Origin of the sequence: Pikeienuella sp., assembly GCF_046290545.1 — a bacterium.
GTDB lineage: Bacteria > Pseudomonadota > Alphaproteobacteria > Rhodobacterales > Rhodobacteraceae > Pikeienuella.
This window is the reverse complement of record NZ_JBKAGV010000017.1, coordinates 369,616-391,320: the sequence shown is the minus strand read 5'-3', so window position 1 is coordinate 391,320 and position 21,705 is coordinate 369,616. Positions and strand designations below refer to the sequence as shown.

At 69.9% G+C, this 21,705-nt stretch carries 16 protein-coding genes and 1 tRNA gene; 11 read left to right on the top strand and 6 right to left on the bottom strand.

Features of this window, described 5'->3' with window-relative positions; all coding sequences use genetic code 11:
- Positions 1-217 precede the first annotated feature (217 nt).
- From ACE37J_RS18380 to ACE37J_RS18365, 4 genes are all read left to right on the top strand, one after another.
- Positions 218-1,867, top strand: coding sequence for an ABC transporter substrate-binding protein (locus ACE37J_RS18380; RefSeq protein WP_409713949.1), 1,650 nt, complete (start codon positions 218-220; stop codon positions 1,865-1,867).
- Positions 1,868-1,958: 91 nt separating this feature from the next.
- On the top strand, positions 1,959-2,999 hold the full coding sequence (locus tag ACE37J_RS18375) for an ABC transporter permease (RefSeq protein ID WP_409713946.1): 1,041 nt from the start codon (positions 1,959-1,961) through the stop codon (positions 2,997-2,999).
- Positions 3,000-3,010: 11 nt separating this feature from the next.
- On the top strand, positions 3,011-4,165 hold the full coding sequence (locus tag ACE37J_RS18370) for an ABC transporter permease (RefSeq protein ID WP_409713943.1): 1,155 nt from the start codon (positions 3,011-3,013) through the stop codon (positions 4,163-4,165).
- A gap of 10 nt (positions 4,166-4,175) precedes the next feature.
- Positions 4,176-6,260: a dipeptide ABC transporter ATP-binding protein gene (locus tag ACE37J_RS18365; RefSeq protein ID WP_409713940.1), complete on the top strand. Its 2,085-nt coding sequence runs from the start codon at positions 4,176-4,178 to the stop codon at positions 6,258-6,260.
- Positions 6,261-6,312: 52 nt separating this feature from the next.
- Here the strand turns inward: ACE37J_RS18365 and infC are convergent, their stop codons facing one another.
- The 6 genes from infC to hemC all read right to left on the bottom strand — a co-directional run bounded on the left by infC (position 6,313) and on the right by hemC (position 12,004).
- Positions 6,313-6,855, bottom strand: a complete 543-nt coding sequence (gene infC / locus ACE37J_RS18360) for a translation initiation factor IF-3 (RefSeq protein WP_409715463.1) — start codon at positions 6,853-6,855, stop codon at positions 6,313-6,315.
- Positions 6,856-7,143: 288 nt separating this feature from the next.
- A tRNA-Arg gene (locus tag ACE37J_RS18355) sits at positions 7,144-7,220 on the bottom strand.
- A gap of 56 nt (positions 7,221-7,276) precedes the next feature.
- Positions 7,277-8,800, bottom strand: coding sequence for a heme biosynthesis protein HemY (locus ACE37J_RS18350; protein ID WP_409713937.1), 1,524 nt, complete (start codon positions 8,798-8,800; stop codon positions 7,277-7,279).
- A gap of 3 nt (positions 8,801-8,803) precedes the next feature.
- Positions 8,804-10,264 carry a hypothetical protein gene (locus ACE37J_RS18345; protein ID WP_409713934.1) on the bottom strand — a complete coding sequence of 487 codons (1,461 nt, stop codon included), beginning with the start codon at positions 10,262-10,264 and terminating at the stop codon, positions 8,804-8,806.
- 75 nt (positions 10,265-10,339) lie between these two features.
- A complete protein-coding gene (locus ACE37J_RS18340; protein WP_409713931.1) occupies positions 10,340-11,047 on the bottom strand; it encodes a uroporphyrinogen-III synthase in 708 nt (235 codons plus the stop codon).
- A gap of 6 nt (positions 11,048-11,053) precedes the next feature.
- Complete coding sequence (gene hemC, locus ACE37J_RS18335; protein WP_409713928.1) at positions 11,054-12,004, bottom strand: hydroxymethylbilane synthase; 951 nt, start codon at positions 12,002-12,004, stop codon at positions 11,054-11,056.
- Positions 12,005-12,064: 60 nt separating this feature from the next.
- On the opposite strand from hemC, the gene tsaD reads away from it, so the two are divergent.
- The 7 genes from tsaD (at position 12,065) to ACE37J_RS18300 (ending at position 21,493) form a co-directional block, all read left to right on the top strand.
- Entirely contained in the window at positions 12,065-13,165 is a 1,101-nt protein-coding gene (tsaD, locus tag ACE37J_RS18330; RefSeq protein ID WP_409713925.1) for a tRNA (adenosine(37)-N6)-threonylcarbamoyltransferase complex transferase subunit TsaD, read from the top strand.
- A 70-nt stretch (positions 13,166-13,235) separates the two neighbouring features.
- Positions 13,236-13,640: a Cu(I)-responsive transcriptional regulator gene (gene cueR, locus ACE37J_RS18325; protein WP_409713922.1), complete on the top strand. Its 405-nt coding sequence runs from the start codon at positions 13,236-13,238 to the stop codon at positions 13,638-13,640.
- Between the two features lie 7 nt (positions 13,641-13,647).
- Positions 13,648-14,814 carry an RsmB/NOP family class I SAM-dependent RNA methyltransferase gene (locus ACE37J_RS18320; protein ID WP_409713919.1) on the top strand — a complete coding sequence of 389 codons (1,167 nt, stop codon included), beginning with the start codon at positions 13,648-13,650 and terminating at the stop codon, positions 14,812-14,814.
- A gap of 57 nt (positions 14,815-14,871) precedes the next feature.
- Positions 14,872-17,250, top strand: coding sequence for an ATP-binding protein (locus tag ACE37J_RS18315; protein WP_409713916.1), 2,379 nt, complete (start codon positions 14,872-14,874; stop codon positions 17,248-17,250).
- Between the two features lie 118 nt (positions 17,251-17,368).
- Positions 17,369-18,436 carry a recombinase RecA gene (gene recA, locus ACE37J_RS18310; protein ID WP_409713913.1) on the top strand — a complete coding sequence of 356 codons (1,068 nt, stop codon included), beginning with the start codon at positions 17,369-17,371 and terminating at the stop codon, positions 18,434-18,436.
- Between the two features lie 112 nt (positions 18,437-18,548).
- Positions 18,549-21,209 carry an alanine--tRNA ligase gene (alaS, locus tag ACE37J_RS18305; RefSeq protein ID WP_409713910.1) on the top strand — a complete coding sequence of 887 codons (2,661 nt, stop codon included), beginning with the start codon at positions 18,549-18,551 and terminating at the stop codon, positions 21,207-21,209.
- Positions 21,206-21,493 (top strand): DUF1330 domain-containing protein, encoded by a 288-nt coding sequence (locus ACE37J_RS18300; protein ID WP_409713907.1) that lies wholly within the window; start codon positions 21,206-21,208, stop codon positions 21,491-21,493. Before alaS ends, ACE37J_RS18300 begins: the two co-directional genes overlap by 4 nt.
- Positions 21,494-21,705 lie beyond the last annotated feature (212 nt).

Genomic DNA, 21,705 nt, shown 5'->3' with positions numbered 1-21,705 from the left:
GCCGCCCCAACACGCCGCATTTCTCACCCGGAATGTCGTTTAATGCGCAGGACGGCGTCCCGCCGCGCGGCACGGTCGAGGGACGGGGGTTGAGACATGGGACCGTCCGGTCCACACTAAGGACAGAATTGCGGCTTGCGCCCGCGTCGCGCCGCATGATCGACAAGATGAAACCGCGCTTCACAGAAGGCGCGTCGGCACAACAGGGAGACTGCACATGAAGAAGAAATCCGACCTCACGCTCAGCGGAGGGCCGCTGCATCGCGGCGTGGAGCTCTACGCCGCAGAGGCCCGGGCGGGCGAACTGGACCGCCGAGAATTTCTCACCCGCGCCAGCGCCCTCGGCGCGACGGCGGCGGCGGCCTACGGGCTGATCGGCCTCGCCGCGCCGGATCGCGCGCGCGCCGCGGGCAAGCCCGGCGGCACGCTCCGCATCCAGATGGAGCTCAAGGCGCTGAAGGACCCGCGCACCGCCGATTGGTCCCAGATCGCCAACTTCTCGCGTGGCTGGCTCGAATATCTCGTCCAGTACGAGATCGACGGCACCTTCACGCCGAAGCTGCTGGAGAGCTGGGAGGTCAACGACGACGCCTCCGAATACACGCTCAACGTCCGCCAGGGCGTCACCTGGAGCAACGGCGAGCCGTTCACGGCGGAGGATGTCGTCCACAACATCGAGCGCTGGTGCGACAGCACGGTGGAAGGCAACTCGATGGCCTCCCGCCTTGCCGCACTGGTCGACTCCGCGACCGGCAAGATGCGCCCCGGCGCGGCCGTGGCGACCGGGACTCACACCGTGAAGCTGGCGCTCTCCGGCCCGGACATCGCGCTCATTCCCGGCCTCGCGGACTATCCGGCGGCCGTCGTCCACAAATCCTATTCGAACGACAATCCGCTCGACAATCCGATCGGAACCGGCCCCTACATGCCCGAAAGCTTCGAGGTCGGCGTCCGCGCCGCTCTGGTGAAGAACCCGAACCACAAGTGGTGGGGCGAAGGGGCGTATCTCGACCGGATCGAGTTCATCGACTTCGGCACGGACACGTCCGCCTGGGTCGCCGCCGCCGAGTCGGACGAGGTGGACATGCTCTACCAGACGACCGGCGACTTCGTGGACATCATGGACGCCATCGGCTGGACCCGCTCCGAAGCCGTCACGGCGGCAACGCTCGCCGTCCGCTTCAACCAGCTCGCCGCGCCTTACGACAACGGGGACGTCCGCCGCGCCCTTGTGAAGGCAGTCAACAACGAGGTCGTGCTCGAGCTCGGCTACGCCGGCCGCGGCAAGGTGGCGGAAAACCATCATGTCTGCCCGATCCACCCGGAATACGCCGAGCTGCCGCCGCTCCAGCCCGATGCGGCCGCTGCAAAGGCGATGCTGGACGCGACGGAACATGCCGACATGGAGTTCGAGTTGATCTCCATCGATGACAACTGGCAGCGGGATACCTGCGACGCAGTCGCCGCACAGATCCGGGACGCCGGGATCAACATCAAGCGGACGATCCTGCCCGGCTCCACCTTCTGGAACGACTGGCTGAAGTATCCGTTCTCGGCCACCGAGTGGAACATGCGCCCGCTTGGCGTGCAGGTCCTCGCCCTCGCCTATCGCTCCGGCGTCGCCTGGAACGAGAGCGCCTTCTCCAACGCAGAGTTCGACGCCCTGCTCGACGAGGCGATGGCCATCGCGGACGCGGACAAGCGCCGCGAGGTCATGGCGAAGATCGAGAAGATCATGCAGGACGAGGGGGTGATGGTGCAGCCCTACTGGCGCTCGCTCTATCGCCACTACAAGGAGACCGTGAAGGGCGCGGAAATGCACCCGACCTTCGAACTCCATCTCGACCGCTACTGGATCGACGCCTGAGGCGACCGGGCGGGGCGCGCCCCGCCCGAATTCCCGGCCCGGCGCCCCGCCGGGCCGCAACGACCCGCGATAGCTGAGACGGAGAGGCCGGATGGCGACTTTCCTCGCGCGACGCATCGGCACGATGCTGCTTACGGCCCTGTGCCTCACCTTCGTGGTGTTTTTCCTCACCAATCTCGAACCCAATCTCGAGAAGCTGGCGAAGAGCGAAGGCTCCGTCCGCATGTCCGACGCGGACGTATCGAGTTGGCTCGATCGGAACGGTTACGACCAGCCCCTCGCGATCCGCTACGGGCAGTGGCTCGGTGTCGTCCCCTATGACCATCCCGCCCCTGATTCCGGTGCGACTGTGCGCTGCCGCGCCGTCGCGGAGGGGGAGCCGCTCCCGACCTTCTGCGGCGTGCTTCAGGGGTATTGGGGTCATTCCACGGTCTTCAAGGAAAATGTCGGCCCCATCGTCGGCACGCGGCTCGGGGCGACGGGCGTGCTGATGTTCTGGGTCATGGTCGTCATGGTGCCGTCGGCGCTCCTCATCGGCGTGCTGGCGGGGATGCGGGAGGGTTCGCGCACGGACAGGACGCTTTCCACCTTCGCAATCTCGACAACCGCGACGCCTGAGTATGTCTCCGGCGTCGTCTTCATTGTCGTCTTCGCCTCCTCCGTCGGCGGGCTCCGATGGTTCAAGGGTACGGCGACCTCCGCGATAGACGGCGTGACCTTCGAGAATTTCACCCTGCCGGTGCTGACGATGGCGCTTTACGGCATGGGCTACATCGCGCGGATGACGCGCGCCTCGATGGCCGAGGTGATGACGGCGCAATACATCCGCACCGCGCGCCTGAAAGGCGTCAGCTTCCGCAACGTGGTGCTGAAGCATGCGCTCCGCAACGCGCTGATCGCGCCCTTCACGGTCATCATGCTCCAGTTTCCCTGGCTGCTGACCGGCGTGGTGATCGTGGAGACCCTCTTCAACTACAAGGGCTTCGGCTGGCTGCTCGTGCAGGCGGCCGGAAACAACGACATTGACCTGCTGCTCGGCTGCTCCGTCGTCGCCGTCTTCGTCGTGCTGATCACGCAGCTGATCTCCGATATCGGCTATGTCTATCTCAACCCGCGCATCCGCGTGAAGTAAGGGGGCGGGCAATGGAACCCTTGGGATGGGGCGCGATTTTCGCGGGAATGTTCGTGCAGTTCACGCCGGTCTGGATCGGGCTCGCGCTGATCTTCACGCTGTCGATCTGGTTCAAGCGGCGGCTCAGCCTCTACGGCAAGCTGATGAACTCGCCCATCGGCATGGTCGGGCTCGGGATCGTGCTGTTCTGGATTCTCACGGCGCTCTTCGCGGACCAGATCGCGCTCTTCGGCCCGCTGGACCAGGTCGCCTCGCTGAAGAACAAGGTCCCTGGCCTGCCGCATCCGACGGAGGAGGGGAAATACTACCTTCTCGGCGGGGACAATCTGGGGCGGGACGTCTTCTCCCGCATGGTCTACGGCTCTCAATCCGTGCTCGCCATCGCGCCGCTCGCAACGCTCTTCGCCTTCATGGTGGGCGTGACGCTGGGCCTCCCCGCCGGCTATTTCGGCGGGCGGATGGATACCGTGCTGTCCTTCCTCGCCAATCTTGTCCTCGCCTTCCCGGTGATCCTGCTCTTCTACCTGCTGGTGACGCCGGAAATCCGGCAGACAGGCATTCCCGTGATCCTTGCGGCGGTGCTCTTTCTCTTTCCCATCGTCTTCTTCTGGGTGTTCTTCTACAGCCGCTACGAGACGCGACCGGAACTCATGGTTCCGCTGCTGACGGGCACCGTCCTTATCGGTTTCTGGGCCTATTCCGGCCTAGCCTTCAACGCGGATCCGCTCGGCGTCTTCTCGATGGACCCGAACCTCCTCAACGTCTTCGTCTCGGTCGTCTTCGTGAACTCGCCCACCGTCTTCCGTATCGTCCGCGGCATCACGATGGACATCAAGACGAGGGATTATGTGGCCGCCGGCCAGACGCGGGGGGAGGGGCCGTTCTACATCATGCTGTGGGAGATCCTGCCGAACGCCCGCGGGCCGCTGATCGTCGATTTCTGCCTCCGCATCGGCTACACGACGATCCTCCTCGGCACGCTCGGCTTCTTCGGCCTCGGCGTCTCCCCCGAAAGCCCGGACTGGGGATCGACGATCAACGAGGGGCGGAAGCTCCTCTCGATCTACCCCCACCCCGCCCTGCCGCCCGCGCTCGCGCTGATGAGCCTCGTCCTCGGCCTCAATCTCCTGGCCGACGGGCTCCGCGAACAGTCGCTGAAGGATTGAGGAGGCGATGATGACCGCGAACGACGCATACCAGGGCCCGATCCTCGAGATCGAGAACCTCCACATCTCCTTCTTCACCCAGGGCGGCGAGATCCCTGCGGTGATGGACTTCTCCTGCACCGTCCAGCCCGGGGAGGCGATGGGGCTCGTCGGGGAATCAGGCTGCGGCAAGTCCACCGTAGCGCTCGGCGTGATGCAGGACCTCGGCAAGAACGGGCGCGTCGTCGGCGGGACGATCAAGTTCAAGGGTCGCGATCTCGGCAAGATGTCCGAGGAGGAGCTGCGCCAGCTCCGCGGCTCCGAGATCGCGATGATCTATCAGGAACCGATGGCCTCGCTGAACCCGGCGATGAAGATCGGCAAGCAGCTGATGGAAGTGCCGATGATCCACGAGGGCATGGGCGCGGCGGACGCCTACGCGCTCGCCCTCGAAATGGTCGCCTCGGTCAAGCTGCCGGACCCGAAGCGCATCCTCGACTCCTACCCGCACCAGCTTTCCGGCGGGCAGCAGCAACGCATCGTCATCGCGATGGCGCTGATGTCGAAGCCCGCGCTCCTGATCCTCGACGAGCCGACCACCGCGCTCGACGTGACGGTCGAGGCGGGAATCGTCCAGCTCGTGAAGGAGCTGGGGGTGAAATATGGCACCTCGATGCTCTTCATCTCGCACAATCTCGGCCTCGTGCTCGAAGTCTGCGACCGGCTCTGCGTCATGTATTCGGGCGAGGCGGTGGAGACGGGATCGATCGAGGAAGTCTTCGACCACATGCGCCACCCCTATACGCAGGGGCTCTTCCGCTCGATCCCGCTTCCGGGGGCGGACAAGAACGCCCGGCCTCTCATCGCAATTCCGGGCAATTTCCCGTTGCCGAACGAGCGGCCGCCGGGCTGCAATTTCGGCCCCCGATGCTCCTATTTCGAGGCCGGGCGCTGTGATGCGGGGGATATCCCGATGGAGGCGCTGCCGGACCGGGACCGGCACGAAAGCCGCTGTCTCCGCTGGCGGGAGATCGACTGGAGCGCGCCCGCCGTGTCCGACCGGGACATGACGGCGACGGAGCCGGGCGACGTTGTCCTGTCGGTCGACAACCTGAAGAAGTACTATGAGGTCTCAGGGAGCACCTTTGGCCGCGGCGCGACGAAGGTGGTGAAGGCGAACGAAACGCTGACCTTCGAGGCGCGCGAGGCGGAGACGCTCGCTATCGTCGGCGAGTCGGGCTGCGGCAAGTCCACCCTCGCCAAGGTGCTGATGGGTCTCGAGACAGCCACAAGCGGCCATGTCAAACTCGCCAATCAGGAAATTGGCGATGTCGAGATCGAGAAGCGGGAGACCAAGACGGTCGCCTCCATCCAGATGGTCTTCCAGAACCCGTTCGACACGCTGAACCCCTCGCACAGCATCGGCTCGCAGATCATGCGCGTTCTGGAGAAGTTCAAGGTCGGCAAGAACCAGGCGGAGCGGGAAGCGCGGATGCTGGAGCTTCTAGACCTCGTGAAGCTTCCCCGCGCCTTCGCGAAGCGGATGCCGCGGCAGCTCTCCGGCGGACAGAAGCAGCGCATAGGCATCGCCCGCGCCTTCGCAGGCGATGCGAAGGTGGTGGTGGCGGACGAGCCGGTCTCAGCGCTCGACGTTTCGGTTCAGGCTGCGGTGACGGACCTCCTGATGGAGATCCAGCGCGAGCGGCGGACGACGATGCTCTTCATCAGCCATGACCTCTCCATCGTCCGCTACCTCGCGGACCGGGTGATGGTCATGTATCTCGGCCATGTGGTGGAGATCGGCTCGACTGAGCAGGTCTTTTCCCCGCCCTATCACCCCTATACCGAGGCGCTGCTCTCCGCCGTGCCGATCGCGGACACGCGGGTAAAGAAGAAGCATGTCGTGCTGGAGGGCGACATCCCCTCGGCGATGAACCCGCCGCCCGGCTGCCCGTTCCAGAGCCGCTGCCCGCGCAAGTCCTCCGTCCCCGGCGGACTATGCGACCGGGAGGTTCCGCCAATGGTCCGCCTTGCGGACGGGCACCAGATCAAGTGCCACCTGCCCGCATCCGTGCTGGACGGGATGGAGCCGGTGATCGAACTTGTAGGGGCTTGAAACGGGAGCGTGAAGGGGTTCGGGCCGGGACGCGCACGCCCCGGCGCGGCGGTCACGCGCGAGGCGCCACGACCATGATCATCTGACGGCCTTCGACCTTCGGCATCGACTCGACCTTTGCGACCGCCTCGATATCACCGGCGATCCGCTCCAGCAGCGCACGGCCGAGCTCCATATGCGCCATCTCGCGCCCCCGGAACCGCAGCGTGACCTTCACCTTGTCGCCATCCTCAAGGAAGCGGCCGACATTCTTCATCTTCACGTCGTAGTCATGCGTGTCGATGTTGGGCCGGAACTTCACTTCCTTGATCTCGATGACCTTCTGCTTCTTCCGGGCTTCCGCAGCCTTCTTCTGGCTCTCGTACTTGAACTTGCCAACGTCCATGATCTTGCAGACGGGCGGAACGGCGTTCGGAGAGATTTCTACGAGATCGAGCCCGACTTCCTCGGCCATCGCTATGGCGTGGGCGGGCGTGACGACGCCGTGATTGTCGCCATTCTCGTCTATGAGCCGGATTTCGGGGACGCGGATCATCTGGTTGATGCGCGGTCCGGTCTCCCGGGTCGGCGGGGCGTTGTGCGGTCTGCGGGCTATGGTTCGGTTCCTTCACCGTTTCAACGATATCTGCGCGGCCCGCATGGCGAGCCGCGCATATGCCTTAAAGATAACGCGGCGACGGTCAAGCGCAATGATTCCGCTGCAACCCGCCACGCCACATCGGCGTGCTCCAAATGCTCGAAGCACAGAGCGCACCGCCAGGAACGCGCTCATCCAGCACGAAGCGCTGTAGTGCGATCAAGGAAGTGGCGCGCCGAGAAGGACTTCCTTCGAACGCGCCATCACGCTCAAGCAGCGCGAAGCGCGGTAGCGCAAACAGGAAGTTGGCGCACCCGAAGGGATTCGAACCCCTGGCCTCTGCCTTCGGAGGGCAGCGCTCTATCCAGCTGAGCTACGGGTGCCGCTTACGCCTCGTATAGGCGGCTTCGCCCGCCGCCGCAATGCCTTCAGGACGGTCCTATTGCATGCTTGGCTGCGGCGGGCGCGGGCGGGGCGGAAGGGGGGCGCCTGCGGCCTCGGCGGCCGGCGGCTCAGGCGCCTTCGCTTCAGCGCGCGTGGGCGCAGCCTGAGGCGTGGCGGCCGGCTTCGGCGCCGGCTCGGGCTCCGGCTCGGCGGTCACGATCGGCAGGAGCGCCGCAGTCTCGGCATCGGCGGCTTCGCCCTCGCCCTCGCGCCAGGCGAGCGTGTCGAAGGCCTCGCAGCGATGGCAGACCGGCGCCCATTCGCCATGCCGCGCGCCGCAGGCGTCGCAGGTCCATTGCGGGGCCCGCGGCGCGGCGACGGCGCGGGCGAGCCAGCCGCGCACCAGCGCCTCGCCGCCGCCGTCTGCCCGCTCGATCGCCGCCATGAGGGCGAGCGCCCGACCTGTCGGCTGGGTCTCCGTCAGGTTCCCGAGCGCGGCGCGCGCCTCGCGCGGGTCGCCGTCGGCGAGGGCGAGCTCCGCCCGAAGCATGCGTGTTTCGGGGTGGTCCGGCTGGAGGCGCGTCAGATCGAGGAAGCGGCGGCGCCGGTCCCGCGGGGTCTCGTCCGGCGCGAGCGCGGCGAAGGCGGCGGCGAGATCGGGATGCGGGCCGGAGCGCCAGGCGTCGCGCAGCGTCTTTTCCGCCTTCCGGCGCGCGCCGTCCTCCTCCAGCTGGCGGGCGACGAGAATAGCGGCGGGCACCAGGCCAGGCGTCTGCCGCAGCGCGCGCTCGGCGAGGTCGCGGGCCTTCATGGCCTCGCCGCGCGCCGCCGCCTCCCGCGCATCCGCGACGAGGAGGACAGCCGAGCGCCGGGCGGCGACGTCCCGGCCTATCAGCGCGATCTTCGTCTCCGAATCGAGCGTGCGGCGCGCGCCTTCCCAGTCCTTCGCCTCGCACTGGAGCGCGAAGAGGGCCGTGAGCGTACCCGCATCCTTCGGCTTGAGTTCGGCGGCGTGGCTCGCGAGCTTCAGCGCGCGGTCCTTGTCGCCGTCCTTCATCGCCTGTTCGAGGAGCCCGCTGACGCCGACGAAGGCGGTGGATGGAGCGGAGGCGAGTTCCTTGAAGTAGGCCTTCGCCGTCCCCTTGTCCCCGGCGGCGCGCGCCGCCTGCGCGACGAGGAGGCGCGTGAGGTCGGGCCGGGCGAGGAGTCGTTCGGCCTTCCGCGCCTTCGCCAGCGCCTCGCGCCCGTCGCCCTCGGCCATGGCGACGAGGCCGCCCGCCAGCGCGTCGAAGCCCCTCCGCTCGCGCGAGCGGTTCCAGAAGCGGCTGAGCGCCGTCTCGTCCCCAGTCATGAACCGCACGAGCGCGACGCAGAAGCTGAACGCCTTCCACGCCAACCAGAGGAGGAGCGCAGCGAGGAACACGAGCGCGACCGTCTCCAGCAGCCGGAACGGGCCGTAGGCGCGGCCCGCCAGCTCCAGCGTCACGCCGCCCTCTGCGTCCTTCAGCCAGACCACGGCGAAGGCCGCCGCGATGATCGCGAGCCCCCAGAGCGCGGTGCGGATCAGCATGAAGATCATGGCTCAGCCCCCAAGGTTCGCGGTCGCTTCGGCCCGCCATGTCTCCAGCGCGGCGGCGGCCTCGACAGCGCCGCGGAGCGCTTCGAGCCAGCCCTGCATCGCCGCCGCCGCCGTCTCCGGCAGCTGCGCGGCCTCCTCGGCGGCGGCGGCGAGCCGGCCCTCCTGAAGTCGCGCCTCGATCCGGGAGAGGACGGCGCCGGCGTCAGGCCCCTCTGTCTCGGTCGCCGGCCGCCCGCCGATCCGGCCCGACAGCCGGGCGAGCAGGGATTCTCCGAAGCCTTCGCCCGCCTCCGCCTCCACCGCAGCGGCGTAGCCGGAGCGCGCGGCGGCCGCGAAGGCGGCGGTCAGCGCGCGCGGCGTTGGCGCCCCGCCCTCGGCCACCGCGGCGAGCGGCGCCGGCGCGGGCGCGCCAGATATCGCCGTCGCCGTCGTCAGGGCGGGGGCGAAGGGGGCGCCGGTCTGCAAGGCTTCGCCGATCCGTGTCATCGCCGCATCGAGATTCGCCCGGCGGCGGATCGACTCGGCCTCGTCGCGCGCGCCGGCCGTCGCCGCCTCGCCAGATTCGAGCGCGGCGACGCGTTCGTCCAGCGGCCCGATCTGCGCCGCCTCAGCGCGGAGCGCGGCGATGTCGTCCTGCAGCGCGGCGAGCGCCACCTCCACTGCTCCGAGACCGGCGCCAGGCTCGCCCGGCGCGGGCGCGGTCGCGATTTCTTCGCGAAGCGCCGCAATCGCCGCCTCCGCCTCGGCAAGCCGCGGCTCCAACACGGCGTCAGGAGCCGCCGCGGGGGCGGAAACGGCCGTCTCGGCTGCGGCGAGCGCAGCGGCGGCCGTCCCGGCCAGCTCCGCCCGCGCGGCGTCCGCCTTGTCGATCCGGGTTTCAAGCCCCGCGATTCGCGCATCGAGCTCCGCCCTCAGCGCCTCGATCTCCGCCTCAGCCCCGCCGCCGCCCGGCGTCAGGAAGGCTGCGACCGGCGCGGGCAGCGAGGGCGCAAGGCGCGGCCCGAGCCAGAGCGCGATCACGCCGCCCGCGATGAGAATGAGAAGCGCCTGAAGGATAAACGCGGAGAGCGGCCTCTCGGCCTTTGGCTCCGGCTGAGGGGGCGGCGAGGCCTTGCGTTCGGGCTCCGGCTCCGGCTCCGCTGCGCGCTCGGATTCCGTCTGTTCAAGCGCGGATTCGTCCTTCGCCTCCGGCTCCGGGTCATCCTTCCGGTCCGCGGCGGCGCGGGCGGCCTCGTCCTCCGGCGGGGCGCCGACCGCCGCAGCCTCCGCCGCCGCGTTCGCTTCCCCGGCTTTCTTGTCACCTGCTTCTTTCGTCGACTCCGGCTCTTTCGGTCCGCCCGCCACGGCCGCCTCCGCCGTCGAGGCCGCCTGAGCCGCAGTTTCGACGATCTCCGCGTCCGACGCCGCAGCCTTGGCCGCTTCCAGACGTTCGCGCGCGGCTTTCGCCTTGTCCTCGTCCGCCATGCGCCTCGCTCCCCTCGGCTCGTCGCTCCACCGCTCGGGCGGGCGCTTCCTAGCCTCCACAGGAGCGCGCGCGGGTCAAGCCGCGGCGCGCATCATGGCGCGAAAGGCCGCGGCGTCCGGCCGCGGCGCGACGCGGATTTCGCCGAAGCCGAGGCCCGAGAGGGGGGCGGCGGCGGCGGCGCTGATCGCGAAGGCGGTCATCGCCGGGTAGGCCGCGCGCCAGGCTTCGGGGGCGGCTTCGGCGAAAAGCGCGGCGCTGCGCGGGGAAAAGAGCGCGGCGGCGTCGATCCGCCCGGCGCGCATCGCCGCGTCCACATCCTCGTCCGGCGGGCCGCCCGGCTCCGCGGCGTAGGCGACGATCTCCCGCGCCGCGCGACCTGCCGCGCGCAGCGCGCCGGCGAGATCGCCCGCCGCCTCCCGGCCGCGGACATGCACGAGCCGGCGCGGCCCGCCGCCGGCCGCAGAGAGGAGCGCGGAGAGCAGCGCCTCCGCGTCGCCCCCGCCCTCGATCGCCTCACCGAATCCCGCCGCTCGCGCGGCCTCCGCCGTCGCCCGCCCGACACACCATGCAGGCAGCGGCGGCGCGCCGAAGGATGCAAGCGCCTCCGCCGCGCGGGCCGAGGTGAGGATCGCCGCCTCAGCGTCGCCCCAGTCGGGCGCCTCCCGGAGCGTCGTTACGATCTCGATAACGGGCCAGATCGTCGCCTCCCATCCGTCCGCCGCGATCTCCGCCGCGAAGGCTTCGGATTGCGCGCGCGGGCGGGTAAGGAGGATGCGGGGCATAAGCCCTCAGGGCTCGAAGAATCCGTCGCCGCCAAGGGCGCGCAATTCCTCCGCCGCGTCGAGGCCGAGCGCCGCCGCGTCTGAGCCCGTCCCCTCTCGGCGCGTCGCATGGCGCACCGAGCCGTCGGGCCGGAGGATCTCCCCGCGGAAGACGATCCGCCCGCCGACAAGCTCCGCGAGCCCCGCGAGCGGCGTGCGGCAGGAGCCGTCAAGCGCGCGGAGGAAGGCGCGCTCCGCTTCGAGCCGGAGACTCGTCTCGCGGTCGTCGAGCGGCGCGATGAGGGCGTGGACCGTATCGTCCCCAGCCCGCGCCTCGATCCCGATCGCGCCCTGGGCGACGGCGGGGAGCATCACGTCGGTCGGGATCGGCGCAGCCTCGACCGGCGCGTTCAGCCGCTTCAGCCCGGCGCAGGCGAGGAAGGTCGCGAGCGCCACGCCCTCCTCCAGCTTCCGCATCCGCGTCTGCACATTGCCGCGGAACTCGACGACGCGAAGATCGGGCCGCCGCGCCAGCGCCTGCGCCTTCCGGCGGAGCGAGGAGGTGCCGATCACGGCGCCCTCCGGCAGGTCGTCGAACCTCGCGACATGGGGGGAGAGGAAGGCGTCCCGCACATCCTCCCGCGGCAGGCAGGCGATCATGGCGAGCCCATCCGGCAGCACGGTCGCCACGTCTTTCATCGAGTGGACGGCGATGTCGATCCGCCGGTCGAAGAGCGCGACCTCCAGCTCCTTGGTGAAGAGCCCCTTGCCGCCGATCTCGGAAAGCGGCCGGTCCTGCACCGCGTCTCCCGTCGTCTGGATCACCTCGATCCGGAACGCCTCCTCGGGGAGCCCGTGCGCCGCCATCAGCCGCGCCCGCGTCTCGTAGGCCTGCGCGAGCGCGAGCGGGGAGCCGCGGGTGCCGATGCGCAGCGGATTGTCCGGGGTGAAGTCGGGGGAGGAGGTTTCGGTCGCCATGAAAAAGCACTATCCCGCGCCCGAACGGCGCGCAATGCGCCGAGCCGGAGCCTTTCTCGCATGGAGCGTCTCGTCCTGGGCCTTGAATCGAGCTGCGACGACACCGCGGCGGCGCTCGTGCGCGCGCGGATCGGGGCCGCCGGCGCGGAGGGGCCGGGAGAGATTCTCTCCTCCGTCGTCCTCGGGCAGGAAGGGCTCCATGACGCCTTCGGCGGCGTCGTGCCGGAAATCGCCGCCCGCGCCCATGCCGAGCGGCTGGACCTCGCGGCGGAACGGGCGCTGGCGGAGGCGGGGGTCCGCCTCTCAGCCGTCGATCTGATCGGGGTAACGGCGGGGCCTGGCCTGATCGGCGGCGTTCTTTCCGGAGTCATGTTCGCGAAGGGCCTGGCCGCGGGCGCCGGCCTGCCGCTGATCGGGGTCAACCATCTTGAGGGCCACGCCCTCACCCCCCGACTGACGGAGGGATTGGCGGCGCCCTATCTCCTCCTCCTCGTCTCCGGCGGGCACTGCCAGTTCATCGAGGTGGCCGCGCCGGGCCGCTACCGCCGCCTCGGCGGCTCGATCGACGACGCGCCGGGGGAGGCGTTCGACAAGGCGGCGAAGCTCCTCGGCCTCGGCTATCCGGGCGGGCCGGAGGTGGAGCGTGCGGCCGCCGGGGGGCGCGAATCGCGCTTCCCCCTGCCCCGCCCACTGATAGACCGGCCGGGGGCGGACATGTCCTTTTCCGGGCTCAAGACGGCGCTTCTGCGCGCCCGCGACCTCGCAGTGGAGCGGGAAGGCGGGCTGACGGCGCAGGACAGGGCGGACCTCTGCGCCGGCTTCCAGGCCGCCGTCCGCGATCTCCTCGCCGCCAAGGCGCGCGCGGCGATGGCCTCGCTCGGCTGGCCGGAGGGGGAGCGGCGCTTCGCCGTCGCGGGCGGCGTCGCCGCGAACGGGCCGATCCGCGCCGCGCTCGCCGCGGCAGCGGCGGCGGAAGGCTTCACGCTCTCCGCCCCGCCACTCCGGCTCTGCACCGACAACGGCGCGATGATCGCCTGGGCGGCGGCGGAGCGCTGGGCGCTCGGGGAGCGGGGCGGTGAGATCGCCGCCCGTCCACGCTGGCCGCTCGACGAGGGGGCGACGCCAATGCTCGGCGGCGGGCGCAAGGGGCCGCGGGCGTGAGGCGGGCGCCATTTGCGCCCGCCGCGAACCCTGCCATTATGGCAAGGTCGGTCCCAAGCGCGAGGCGAGCATGAACATCGGCGAGGCGGCGGTGGCCTCCGGGGTGTCCGCCAAGATGATCCGGTATTACGAGAGCGTCGGCCTCGCGCCCGCGGCGGCGCGCACCGGAGCCGGCTATCGCGCCTATGCGGAGCGGGACGTGCATATGTTCCGCTTCATCAGGAGGGCGCGGGATCTCGGCTTCTCCGTCGCCGAGATCGGCGAGCTGCTGGCCCTCTGGCGGGACAGGTCGCGCCGCAGCGCGGACGTGAAGCGCCTGGCGCTCGGCCATCTCGATGCGCTCCGTCGCAAGATCGCGGAGCTTGAGAGCATGGCGGCGACGCTCGAATCGCTCGCCGAATGCTGCGGCGGGGACGAACGGCCCGATTGCCCGATCCTCGACGATCTCGCACGCCCCGCCGCTCCGCGCCGGTGACGCCCCGATGACCCCGGGCGCCCGCGCCGCCGCGGCAATTGAAATCCTCGACGCCTGGGAGGCGGGGGAGGGGAGGGCCGAGCCGCTCCTCCGCGCGTGGGGCCGCGCCAGCCGCTTCGCCGGGGCGAAGGACCGGCGGGCCGTGGCGGACATCGTCTATGACTGCCTCCGCCGCCGCCGCTCCCTAGCCGCCCGCTCCGGCGCGCGGGGCGGGCGCGGGCTCGTCCTCGGCCTCGCGCTGGCGGAAAGCTGGCCGCTGGAGACCGTCTTTTCCGGCGAGGGTCACGCTCCCGCGCCGCCCTCGGCGGCCGAACTGAAGGGCGCGGAAGGCCCCCGGCCGCCCGACCATCCAGACTGGCTGGAGCCGCTGCTGCGCGCAAGCCTCGGTCCGCATTACGATGCGGCGACGGCCGCTCTCGCCGCCCGCGCGCCGGTCGATCTCCGCGTCAACCGGCTGCGGACGGACCGGGAGGGCGCGCGCGCCGCGCTCGCCGCCGAGGCGATCGAAGCCGCCCCCTTGCCGGAGCCGGACGCGCTCCGCGCCCCGCCCGGCGCGCCCGCCGCCCGCAGCCGGGCCTATCTCGATGGTCTGGTGGAGCTGCAGGACGCCGCGAGCCAGGCCGGCGCCGCCTTCGCCGCGCCGCAGCCGGGGGAGACGATCCTCGACTTCTGCGCCGGCGGCGGCGGCAAGGCGCTCGCCTTCGCCTCGATGACGGGCGGGCGCGCCCGCATCCTCGCCCATGACGTCGCGCCGACGCGGATGCGGGACCTGCCCGCACGCGCCGCAAGGGCGGGAGCGAAGATCGAACTCGTCGGCGGCGCAGCGCTCGCCGCGCTCCGGGGGCGGTGCGACCTCGTCTTCGTGGACGCGCCCTGTTCCGGCTCCGGCGCGTGGCGGCGCGACCCCGAGGCGAAATGGGGCCTGACGCCGGAGCGGCTCGAGCGCTATCTCGACGCGCAGCGCGAGGCCTTCGCCGCCGGCCTCGGCCTTGTGCGGCCGGGCGGGCGCATCGCCTACGCCACCTGCTCGATCCTGAGCGCGGAGAACGAGGCGCAGGCCGCCGCCTTCACCGCGGAGCATGGCCTCTCCGCACCGACCGAGATGGCGCGATGGCCTGGGGAGGCAGGGGACGGTTTCTATTGCGCCGTGTTCTCGCCCCCCATGCGCCCGTGAAGGTTGCGTAACAGCGTTAACCCCTCCTTAATGGCGGGCGACCATAAGGTTAACGCGATGATGACGAACCGGGCGGCGGCGATGGCGATGGCTGAGCGAAGGGGTGGAAGCGGCGAGCATCCGGAAGGCGCGCGGCGCGCGCTGCGTCCCGGCCTGCTCTGGGCGGCCGCGCTCCTGCTTTGCGGGGCGGCGCTGGTGGCGCGAGGCGCGATGGAGGAGGGCGAGGCCGGCGCTTTCCAGGCGCTGGCCGGTCTCTTCGCCTTCGTGGCGGCGATTTTCGCCGGCGCGCCGGCGGTCGCCCGGCGCCATGGAACCGCCGCGGCGATCGACGCCTTCGAGGCCCTGGCCCGGAACGAGGGAGCGGCCGCCTCCTGCGTCCTCACCGATGCGAACGGGCGGGTCGTCGCCGCGCGCGGCCCCGGCGCGACCGGTTTCGTCCGCGGCTCAGGCGCCCATGCGGTCGGCGTCGCGCTCGGCGCGATCGCGGGCGATGGGAAGGCCGGGGAGGCGACAGCCTATCGCCTCGCCCGCGCCGCACGCCTTCAGGGCGCGGCGACCGGCTCGCTCTACGTCGTGAAAGGTGGAGGCGAGGAGCGGATCGTCTCTGTCCATGTCGCCGGCGCAGCGGACGGGCGGCTGCTCTGGACCGTTCACGAGGAAGAAGCGCCAGACGCCGCCGCCCACGAGAGCGCTCCCTACGCCTTCGCACGCAGGCGGGCGGACGGCGGGCTTCTCTGCGCCAATGCCGAGTTCGACGCCTTGCCGGAGGCGCGCCGCCATTCCCTACTCGCAGCTGCGGAGGCGGCGGAGGCCGGAGGCCGCGCCCATGCCGAGGCGCCGGGCGGGGCCATAGCGCTCATGCGGCATGGCCCGGCGAACACGCGGGAACTCTTTGTCTTTTCCGGCGGCGGCGCCGCCGCCGAGGCGTTCTTCGAGGCGGCGCCGGTTGCCCTGGTTCGGCTCGATCTCGAAGGGGGCATCAGGGCGGCGAACGCGGAGGCCCGCGCGCTCCTCGGCCCCGGCGCAGTTACGGGCGGCGCCTTCGGCGACCATGTGGAGGGGCTGAGCCGTCCGATCTCGGCCCGCATCGCCGAGGCGGCTGCCGGCCGCGGCGCCGGGCGCCCCGACCTCGCCCGTGCTGCGCGACGCGACCGGGACCTCTACCTCCAGATTGCCCTCCGCCGCGTCGAGACCGAGGGCGAGGCCGGCGTGCTCGCCGTCATCTCCGACGCGACGGACATGGAGGCGCGGGAGCGGCAATTCGTCCAGTCCCAGAAGATGCAGGCGGTGGGGCAGCTCGCCGGCGGCGTGGCGCATGACTTCAACAACCTCCTTACCGCGATCCTCGGCCATTGCGACCTCCTGGCCGTGCGGCGGGACGAGTCGGACCCGGATTTCGAGGATCTGACCCAGATAAGGCAGAACGCAAACCGCGCCGCGGCGCTGGTGCGCCAGCTGCTCGCCTTCTCCCGCCAGCAGAAACTCAACCCGGCCTCCGCCGATCTTCGCGACGTGCTGGGTGAACTGAGCCATCTCCTCAATCGCCTGATCGGCGAGCGCGTCAGCCTCCGCGTCGAGTGCGCGGAGGCGCTCTGGCCGGTCTGGATCGACGCGCAACAATTCGAACAGGTGATTCTCAACCTCGTCGTCAACGCGCGGGACGCGATGCCGGAGGGCGGGGAGATCTCCATCGCCTGCCGGAACGAGACAATCACTGAGGAGGTGCGGCGGGATCGGGCCTCCGTGCCCGCGGGCGATTACGTTCGAATCGAGATCGCGGACAGCGGCGAAGGAATGAGCGAGGAAGTCCGCGCAAAAGTGTTCGAGCCCTTCTTCACGACGAAGCGGCCGGGCGAGGGCACCGGCCTCGGCCTCTCGACCGCCTATGGCATCGTGAAGCAGACTGGCGGCTTCATTTTCGTGGACAGCGCACCCGGAAAGGGCGCGACCTTCACGCTCCTTATGCCCCGCCATGCAGGGGCGGCGGCGCAACCCACTTCGCGGCGCGCCCCCGCCGCCGCACGAGACCTGACCGGGGAGGGCGTGATTCTCCTGGTCGAGGACGAGGCGCCCGTGCGCGCCTTCGCCGCGCGCGCCCTCCGGCTCCGAGGCTACGAGGTAATCGAGGCGGCGAGCGGCGAGGATGCGCTCGCCGGGCTCGATGACGCCGAGCTGAAGGTCGATCTGGTCGTCTCCGACGTCATCATGCCGGGGATGGACGGGCCGGCCTGGGTGCGCGAGGCCCGCAAGGCCCGCCCCGACCTCGCCGTGATCTTCACATCCGGATATGCCGAGGACATGTTCCGCAAGGGCCTCGGCGGGCTGGAGAATTGCGGGTTCATTCCGAAACCGTTCTCGCTGGACGGGCTCTCGGCCGCGGTGAAGTCGCAGCTTTCCGGCGCTCAACCGGCGGCGCTGGAGACCATGGAGGACTGAGCCGGCCTCGCGCTTTTCGTAACGCAACTTAGATGTTCTCTTTTTGTTTTTATTCTGATAGGAACATTAACCGAACACGGGAGCGCCTCTCCCGTTGCGCTCGGCAAAGGAATCCGCGATGACACAGAACGTGCTTGAGTTGGCGGGAAGACGCGACATGGACAAGGCGAAGGCCCTCGAATCCGCTTTGGCGCAGATCGAGCGGAGTTTCGGCAAGGGCTCGATCATGAAGCTCGGGCAGAAGGGCGCCGCGATGGACATCGCGGCGATCTCCACCGGCTCGATCGGCCTCGACATCGCGCTCGGCATCGGCGGGCTTCCGAAGGGACGGATCATCGAGATCTACGGCCCTGAAAGCTCGGGCAAGACGACGCTCGCGCTCCACGTCATCGCAGAAGAGCAGAAAAAGGGCGGCGTCTGCGCGTTCGTGGACGCGGAGCACGCGCTCGACCCGGGCTACGCCCGCAAGCTCGGGGTGGATGTGGACGAGCTGCTGATCTCCCAGCCGGACGCCGGGGAGCAGGCTCTCGAGATCACGGACACGCTGGTGCGCTCCGGCGCCGTCTCCGTCGTCGTGGTCGATTCGGTGGCGGCGCTCACCCCTCGCTCCGAGCTCGAGGGCGACATGGGCGACAGTTCGGTCGGCGTCCACGCCCGGCTGATGAGCCAGGCGATGCGGAAGCTCACGGGTTCGATTTCCCGCACCGGCTGCATGGTGATCTTCATCAACCAGATCCGGATGAAGATCGGCGTCATGTTCGGCAGCCCGGAGACGACGACGGGCGGCAACGCGTTAAAGTTCTACGCCTCCGTCCGGCTCGACATCCGGCGCATCGGCTCGATCAAGGACCGGGACGAGGTCGTCGGCAACACGACCCGGGTGAAGGTGGTCAAGAACAAGGTCGCGCCGCCGTTCCGGCAGGTCGAGTTCGACATCATGTATGGCGAAGGCGTCTCCAAGACAGGCGAACTGATTGACCTCGGCGTGAAAGCCGGGGTGGTGGAGAAATCAGGCTCCTGGTTCTCCTTCGGCGACGAGCGGATAGGCCAGGGCCGGGAAAACGCGAAGCAGTTCCTTCGCGACCATCCCGAAACGGCGCAGGCGATAGAGGAGCGCATCCGCGCACAGCACGGGATTGACGCGTCAATGGCCGCCGGAGACGACGGCGAAGACGTAATGGAATAGAGCCTCAAGGCGCCCGCCGCGCCCCTCAGTGGACAGCGACGGGCCCGCCCGATAAACCCGCGCCAACAGGGTCAGACGGGCGCGGGCGCGCCGTCAGGGGAGCGAACGGCGCATGGTCAGCCTCAACGACATCCGGGCGACATTCTTCGATTACTTCGTGAAGCACGGGCACCGGCAGGTGGAAAGCTCGCCGCTAGTCCCGCGCAACGACCCGACGCTGATGTTCACGAACGCCGGCATGGTGCAGTTCAAGAACGTCTTCACCGGCGTCGAGCACCGGGATTATTCCCGCGCCGTCACCAGCCAGAAATGCGTGCGCGCGGGCGGCAAGCACAACGACCTCGACAACGTCGGCTACACCGCCCGCCACCACACCTTCTTCGAGATGCTGGGGAACTTCAGCTTCGGCGACTACTTCAAGGAAGAGGCGATCCCCCTCGCCTGGGATCTGATCACGAAGGAATTCGGGCTCCCGAAGGAAAAACTCCTCGTCACCATCTACCATGACGACGACGAGGCGGCCTCGATCTGGAAGAAGCATGCGGGCCTCTCCGACGACCGGATAATCCGCATCGCGACTTCTGACAATTTCTGGTCGATGGGCGCGACGGGGCCCTGCGGCCCCTGCTCGGAAATCTTCTACGACCACGGCGACCATATCCCAGGCGGCCCGCCGGGCTCGCCGGAAGAGGACGGAGACCGGTTCATCGAGATCTGGAACCTCGTCTTCATGCAATTCGAGAGCCATGAGGACGGCTCCCGCACCGCGCTCCCCCGCCCCTCCATCGACACCGGCATGGGGCTGGAGCGCATCGGCGCCGTCCTGCAGGGCAAGCACGACAACTACGACACCGACGTGATGCGGAGCCTCATCGAGGCCTCCGCCGCCGCGACGGGGACGGACCCGGACGGGCCGGGCCGCATCCATCACCGCGTGATCGCCGATCACCTGCGCTCCACCAGCTTCCTGATCGCGGACGGCGTGCTGCCCTCCAACGAAGGCCGCGGTTACGTCCTCCGCCGCATCATGCGCCGCGCCATGCGCCACGCCCATCTCCTCGGCGCGGACCGGCCGCTGATGCACCGGCTGGAGCCGTCGCTGGTCCGCCAGATGGGGCAGGCCTTCCCGGAACTCGCACGCGCGCAGGCGCTGATCGAGGAGACGCTGGAGCTGGAGGAGACGCGCTTCCGCAAGACACTGGAGCGCGGCCTCCACCTCCTCGAAGAGGAGGTCGCGTCCCTACCCGAAGGCGCCGCACTCCCGGGAGAGGCCGCCTTCAAGCTCTATGACACCTACGGCTTCCCGCTCGACCTCACGCAAGACGCGCTGCGCGAAAAAGGCCGGACGGTGGATACGGCCGGCTTCGACTCCGCGATGGCGGATCAGAAGGCGAAAGCCCGCGCCGCCTGGTCCGGCTCGGGCGAGGCGGCCGAGGCGGCGATCTGGTTCGACCTCGCGGAGCGCCTCGGCGCAACCGAATTCCTCGGCTACGAGACGGAGCGGGCAGAAGGTCAGGTCCTCGCCCTCGTGAAGGACGGAGCCGAGACGAAGGCGCTGAAGGCCGGCGAGGAGGGGGCCGCGATCCTGAACCAGAGCCCGTTCTACGCGGAGAGCGGCGGGCAAGTCGGCGACACCGGGCTTATCAGGTTTGAGAGCGGCGCGGCCCGTGTAACGGACGTGAAGAAGATGCAGGGCGTCTTCGCCCATATGATCGAGGTGACGGAGGGCGAGCTTCGCGCCGGCGGCGGCGCGGAACTGATCGTCGACCACGCCCGCCGCAGCGCGATCCGCGCCAACCATTCCGCCACGCATCTGATGCACGAGGCGCTGCGCGGCCTCCTCGGCCCGCATGTCGCCCAGCGCGGCTCGCTCAACGCGGAGGAGAGGCTGCGCTTCGACTTCAGCCATTCCAAGGCTGTGAGCCGGGAGGAGATCGCGCACGTCGAGCGGGAGGTGAACGCCTATATCCGCCAGAACGCGCCGGTCGTCACCCGCCTCATGAGCCCGGACGAGGCCCGCGCCCTCGGCGCGCAGGCCCTCTTCGGCGAAAAATACGGCGACGTGGTGCGCGTCGTCTCGATGGGGCGGCGCCCCGACGGCGAAACGGGCCCGACTGGCGCCGTCTATTCGATGGAGCTTTGCGGCGGCACGCATGTGAGGGCGACAGGGGAGATCGGGCTCTTCGTCGTCACCGGCGAATCCGCCTCCTCCGCCGGCGTGCGCCGGATCGAGGCGCTGACGGGCGCCGCCGCGCTCGACCATCTCGCCGCCCGCGACGCGGCGCTGGCGGAGGCGGCCGCCGCGCTGAAGGCGCGGCCCGAGGAGGTTCCCGCCCGCGCGAAGGCGCTGCTGGAGGAGCGTCGCGCGCTCCAGGCCGAGATCGCGGAGCTTCGCAAGCAGGTCGCGATGGGCGGCGGCGCGGCGGAGCGCCAGGCCAGAGAAGTCGCCGGCGTGAAGCTGCTGGCCGAGAAGCTGGAAGGGGTCAACGCGAAGGACCTCCGCGGCATCGTCGACGAGATGAAGGCGAAGCTCGGCTCCGGCGTTGTCATCCTCGTCGCCGATATCGGCGGCAAGGCCGCGGCGGCGGCGGGCGTGACGGAGGACCTGACGGGGCGGATCAGCGCGGTGGACGTCGCCCGCGCCGCCTCCGCCGCGCTCGGCGGGCAGGGCGGCGGCGGAAGGCCCGATTTCGCGCAGGCGGGCGGGGCCGACCCGTCCCAGGCCCCTGCCGCCTTCGCCGCGGTCGAGGCGCTGCTGGAGGGAATGAAATGAAGGCCTACTGGATCGCCCATGTCGAGGTGACGGACCCGGAAACCTACGCCAAATACGCCGTGATCGCGACCGAGGCGATCACGGCGCATGGCGGCGTCTTCCTCGCCCGTTCGGGGCGCCACCGGCAGCTCGAGGGGACGGACCGGGCGCGCAACGTCGTCGCCGTCTTCCCTTCTTTCGAAGCCGCCTGCGCCTGCTATGACAGCCCGCGCTATCAGGAGGCGGTCGCCTTCGCGAAGCTCTCCTCGAAGCGCGATCTCGTGGTCGTCGAGGCGCTCGAATAGCGCCCCGCCCGGTCCGCGCCGTCACGGACGGCGCAGCCGCCCCGGCACGGGGTTCATCCTTGACGGCGCGGACCGGCCGCCATGCTCGGCTCCGGCCCGCCATGCGGGCCTTCCCAAGCACATTCTTCTTCTGATTCGCAGCGCGCGAGACAGGCGGCCTCGTCGGGGGCGCGCCCCGACGAGGCCGCGCCTCCCTTCAAGGCTCTCGCCAG